The organism is Bacteroidota bacterium (assembly GCA_034723125.1).
Classification (GTDB): domain Bacteria; phylum Bacteroidota; class Bacteroidia; order CAILMK01; family JAAYUY01; genus JAYEOP01.
The window spans coordinates 1-5,310 of the sequence record JAYEOP010000059.1; the positions used below are offsets into that span (position 1 = coordinate 1).

Here is a 5,310-nt window from a genome sequence, read left to right on the forward strand (position 1 = left end):
TTGAATTAATAATGGATGTGAATGTAAAAGTCATTCAATTGTCATTAATAGTCATTTAGCCAAGCTGTCATTGGGTTTTGTAACTTAATGACAATCAAATGACTACTTTATGACATTAGATTCAAGCAACAAAATACACATAATATTCTAACAGTCAAAAATATACGAGTTTTCTTATAGCCACTAAATATGTTGTTACTACTCAGCAAATTTCATTATTAATAATTCCTTGTTTCGCAACCGCTAAAGCTACAGCGAACGTGGTCAATATTCGATATTTTTACGACAATATATATGCTGAGCGGTCATAAACTGTGTTTTGCTATACGATGTAAATGGAGAGTAATCAATACGTTAAGCATAGTGCCAAAGTTCAGTTTATTAAGCGGCATATTTGAAATTTAATTGGTATTACTCAAAAAAATCTCCTTTCCTTCCAAATTTTATTGAAAGAAAAGGAGTGAGTTAATAAAAATATGAAATAGCTTTTAAGTTTCTTTTACTAATTCTAAACCTTTAGTAATTGCTTTTTCATTAAGAGGAATAAGATGGTGATGTCTCTCCGGTAATGATTTTTTTAAACCTTTGATAACATTTTCCATTTTCAGAATAGGTTTGATTTTCAAATATCCACCTAGAACTATCATATTAAATATTTTGGGATTTCCCATTCCTGTTGCTTCCGCAGTAGCAGTAATTTTATAAATTTTAATATCTTTTCTAGTCGGATTTTTACTTATTCCGTTAGGGTCGTAGAGTAAAACGCCTCCCGGCTTAACTGTTTCCTCAAACTTATCCATTGATTGTTGATTGAGGATAATTGCTGTATCATATTCATTTAAAAGCGGAGAGCTTACTTTGTTGTCGCTAACGATAACAGTAACATTTGCTGTTCCACCTCTCATTTCTGGACCGTAAGATGGCATCCAGCTTACTTCTTGGTCTTGCATAATTCCGGAATAGGCAATAATCTTTCCCATTGAAAGAACACCTTGACCGCCAAATCCTGCTATAATTATTTCTTCTGTCATAATTTTTTAATTTTAGAGTTAAAATTATTTGTTTACAATTTCACCATCAACCTTAATATCTCCTAAAGGATAGAAAGGAAACATATTGTCAACCATCCATTTATTAGCATCCAAAGGAGTCATTTTCCAACCTGAATTACAATTAGAAACAATTTCTACAAAGGAAATACCTTTGTTTAAAGTTTGATTTTCAAATGCTTTTCTAATGGCTTTTTTAGCTTTTCTTACATTTCCCGGTGTATGAACCGCTTGTCTTGTAACATAATGAGTACCCGGCAATTGAGCTATTAGTTCTGTTATTTTTAAAGGATTTCCCATCAATTCAACATCCCTACCGAAAGGGGAAGTTGATGACTTCATCCCAGGAAGTGTAGTAGGAGCCATTTGTCCTCCTGTCATTCCATATATTCCATTATTTACAAAAATAATAGTAAAATTTTCGCCTCTGTTACAAGCATGAATAGTTTCCGCTGTACCAATTGCAGCCAAATCACCATCTCCTTGATAAGTAAAGATGTATTTTTCAGGCATTAATCTTTTTAAAGCTGTTGCCACTGCTGGAGCTCTTCCGTGAGCAGCTTGTTGCATATCAACATTCATAAATTCGTAAGCAAGAACAGAACAACCTACAGGTGCTACTCCAACTGTGTCTGCCTGTATTCCAAGTTCTTCAACAATTTCCATTGTAATACGATGAGCCGTTCCATGACCACAACCCGGGCAATATGATAATGTTTTATCTGTCATCAATTTGGTTTTTGAATAAACCAAATTTTCTTCACTGATAATATCTTTTATTCCTATATTTTCTGACATGATTAACCTCCTATTAATTTATTATTGAGTGCTTCTACAACCTCATTTGGCATAGCTATTACTCCACCCATTCTACCAAAATGTTCAACTTTCACTTTTCCATTTACTGCAAGTCTGATATCTTCTACCATTTGACCGGCATTCATTTCTACTGATAAAATCCCTTTTACTTGATCTGCTAATTTATTTATTTCTTCTGTTGGGAAAGGGAAAAGAGTTATTGGTCTTAGTAAACCAACTTTTACTCCATTTTCTCTTAATGTTTTTACTGCTTTACTGCAAATACGTGCTGAGGAGCCAAAAGCAACAATTAAATATTCAGCATCATCACAATCAAATTTTTCAAAAAGCACTTCAGTATCTATCATTTTTTTGTACTTCTTCTGTAATTTAATATTATGTAGTTCTTGTTTTTCGGAAACAAGTTCTAATGATGTAATAATATTTCTTTCCCTATCAGGAGTTTTTCCTGTAGTTGCCCATGGGCATTTCTTCATTATTTCTTCTTCAGTAAGTCGTTTTTGCTGTGGTTTAAATTCAACTTTTTCCATCATTTGTCCAATAACACCATCAGAAAGTATCATTACAGGATTTCTGTATTTAAAAGCTAAATCAAAACCAAGTGAAACAAAATCAGCCATTTCCTGTACTGAAGAAGGTGCAAGAACAATTAGTTTGTAATCACCATGTCCACCACCTTTTACAGATTGAAAATAATCTGATTGTGAAGGTTGAATTGTTCCTAAACCAGGACCTCCTCTTTGAACATTAACAATAAGACATGGTAATTCGGCACCGGCTATATATGATAGTCCTTCTTGCTTTAGGCTAACACCGGGGCTTGATGATGATGTCATTACTTTTTTGCCGGCAGCTGCTCCTCCATAAACCATATTTATTGCTGCAACTTCCGACTCTGCTTGAAGAATAACCATACCGGTTCTTTCATGTGGCTTTTCAATCATAAAATATTCTAAAACTTCTGATTGCGGAGTAATCGGATAGCCGAAATACCCATCTGCTCCTGCAAGGATAGCTGCTTCTGCTACCGCTTCATTTCCTTTCATTAATTTTATTTCTGTCATTTTTTTAATTTTTTTGGGGATGAATTATTCGGTTATTCTTTTTCTATATACAGTAATTACTCCATCTGGACAAACTATTGCACAATTAGAGCAACCTGTACATGCTTCAGGATTTTCCATGTATGAATAATGATAACCTTTTGCATTTACTTCTTTTGCCATAGCGATAACATCCATTGGACATGCTTCAGTACAAAGTTCACATCCTTTGCATTCTTCTGTGTCAACGACAATAGCACCTTTTATTTTTGCCATATTTTTTATTTTAAATTTGTTTAAATATAATGCGTAAACATTATTTTTTTGCACAAATGTTAAAAAAAAAATGATTTTTTTAAAACTTATTTAATTATTTTTTTATTACTCATAAAATCAGGAGTTTGCAATTTCTTGTGATACTTATTTATTGACTTTCGGAGCTTAAACTTGCAGAAATCATTTTCCTATAGAACCTCCCTTAATAACCTGCCCCGTTTTTTTTGTGGGATACGGTTCTCCTGCTGAAGCAGGACAAGTTGTGAGATGTTTAGGGCTAAAATTCCATTTTATCCACTTGACTGCTTTTAGTAATTTATTTCAACCATTCTGTAAAATTAGTTGAATTTACTACTTCAAATGACGCTTGTGGATATGCACTTTTCCACTGAGAAGGTGTTTTAACTTTCACTTCTTTCCATTTAAATTCATACCCAAATAGATTGCCATCTCGTTCTTCAATCCAATCAATTTCCTGCTGTTCATACGTTCGCCAAAAATAATTATTTGAAGATATTCTATTATTGTTTTGATATTTTATCCTTTCACTTATCATATAGTTTTCCCACAATTGTCCAATATCATTTCTTGATGCAATTGGATTGAAGTTAGCAATTACTGCATTTCTAATTCCATTATCTAAGAAATACCATCTTGAATTTTTCGTTATTTCTTTTCGTAAATTTCTACTAAATCCTTCTACTTTATGAAGAATATAAACCTTGCTTAATAAATCTAAATACTTCTCTACTGTATTTTTACTTAGCCCCAATTTTTTTCCCAATTCCTGCATTGATACTTCTCCTCCAATTTGGAAAGCAATTAATCTTAATAAATTAAATATCTTCTGCGAATTCTTAATGTTTTCATAAACAAGGATGTCTTTCAAAAGATATGAACTAATCATTTCATTCAAATAATCAATTTTATCAACTTTATCAGGTATATGTATTAATTCAGGATAATTTCCAAAAATTAGCCTTTCCCTTATTTTATCAATTTTCGATATATTGTTTTCTACTTGCTTGTATTCTGCTTCGGAAAAAGCATAAAGATTAAATGTATATTTCCTACCCGTTAAAGGTTCTCCTGTATTTTTATTTATATCAAAAGATGATGAACCTGAAATAATAATTCTTAATCCTTCAATTTCATCAATCATTAGTTTTAGCTTCTGACCAATATCAGGTATTTTTTGAGCTTCATCTATATACAGAAATTTATATGACCCCAAAATTTGTTTATAATTTTCTGCTGACCTAACAGAAAGTTTGTCGTGTACATTTATATCTTCTCCATTTAGAGTTAAAATGGGTTCATTTATTTCAGTTAATATTCTTTTAACTAAAATAGTTTTACCAACTCTTCTTGCTCCAAAAACTAAAACAACTTTATTCGGTTGTAATTTTGAAATTATGTTTTCCGATATATCCCTGACTAAATAATCCATAATACTGTCAATTTGATGACGCAATTTACAATAATTCTGTCAAGCAAGCAAATAATAATGCTGTTTTTTTTAAAAAACTAAGGTCGTTAATTTTTTTTTTTAGGTGGATACTTTTCGGTTAATAGAGTGGGTAGTTTTCGGTTAATATATACAACTTGTTCCTTTACTCGCCCTGTTACTTGCCCTGTTACTTGGTGGGTAACTTCAGATATTTGTTTACGATAAACAATAGTCCTAAACATATCTTCCTGAATAAAAACAGCTTCTATTAATCTTTGATATATCATTTAATCCTACTTTTTAAAGCTAAACCTTTTTTTGTAAGGCGATATTTTTGAGTTGGACTTTTAGGGGAATCAGGCTGAGTCATCTCTATGTATCCACCCTCAATAGCCGGGTTTTGATAATTTGTCACATAATTCCTTTTATCAGTTAAATTAAGTGCTTTCTGGATTTCTTCCCTACTCATTATCTCAATAAAATGTTTTATAAGTCTTTTTACTTGGGGGGTTACTTGGGGGGTTACTTGGGGGGTAACTTCCTTGATTTGTTCACGATAAACAATAGTTCTGAACATATCCTCCTGAATAAAAACAGGTTCTTTCAGTTCGGCTTTTTTTGCTTTTTTTATCATATCGGTTGTGCCGGTGCCCAATCTTTCGATATATGCCGT

At 32.1% G+C, this 5,310-nt stretch carries 7 protein-coding genes; all 7 read right to left on the reverse strand.

All coding sequences use genetic code 11. The features are described 5' to 3' along the window. Positions 1-488: 488 nt before the first annotated feature. Positions 489-1,031 carry a 2-oxoacid:acceptor oxidoreductase family protein gene (locus U9R42_01955; protein MEA3494777.1) on the reverse strand — a complete coding sequence of 181 codons (543 nt, stop codon included), beginning with the start codon at positions 1,029-1,031 and terminating at the stop codon, positions 489-491. Between the two features lie 24 nt (positions 1,032-1,055). Then, positions 1,056-1,847, reverse strand: a complete 792-nt coding sequence (locus tag U9R42_01960; GenBank protein MEA3494778.1) for a thiamine pyrophosphate-dependent enzyme — start codon at positions 1,845-1,847, stop codon at positions 1,056-1,058. Positions 1,848-1,849: 2 nt separating this feature from the next. After that, positions 1,850-2,932 carry a 3-methyl-2-oxobutanoate dehydrogenase subunit VorB gene (locus U9R42_01965; protein MEA3494779.1) on the reverse strand — a complete coding sequence of 361 codons (1,083 nt, stop codon included), beginning with the start codon at positions 2,930-2,932 and terminating at the stop codon, positions 1,850-1,852. Between the two features lie 24 nt (positions 2,933-2,956). After that, positions 2,957-3,187 (reverse strand): ferredoxin family protein, encoded by a 231-nt coding sequence (locus U9R42_01970; GenBank protein ID MEA3494780.1) that lies wholly within the window; start codon positions 3,185-3,187, stop codon positions 2,957-2,959. 316 nt (positions 3,188-3,503) lie between these two features. After that, positions 3,504-4,637, reverse strand: coding sequence for an AAA family ATPase (locus tag U9R42_01975; protein MEA3494781.1), 1,134 nt, complete (start codon positions 4,635-4,637; stop codon positions 3,504-3,506). 86 nt (positions 4,638-4,723) lie between these two features. Beyond that, positions 4,724-4,924, reverse strand: coding sequence for a hypothetical protein (locus tag U9R42_01980; GenBank protein ID MEA3494782.1), 201 nt, complete (start codon positions 4,922-4,924; stop codon positions 4,724-4,726). After that, a partial coding sequence (locus U9R42_01985) for a transcriptional regulator (GenBank protein MEA3494783.1) occupies positions 4,921-5,310 on the reverse strand: 390 nt, incomplete at its 5' end. The genes U9R42_01980 and U9R42_01985, both read right to left, overlap by 4 nt.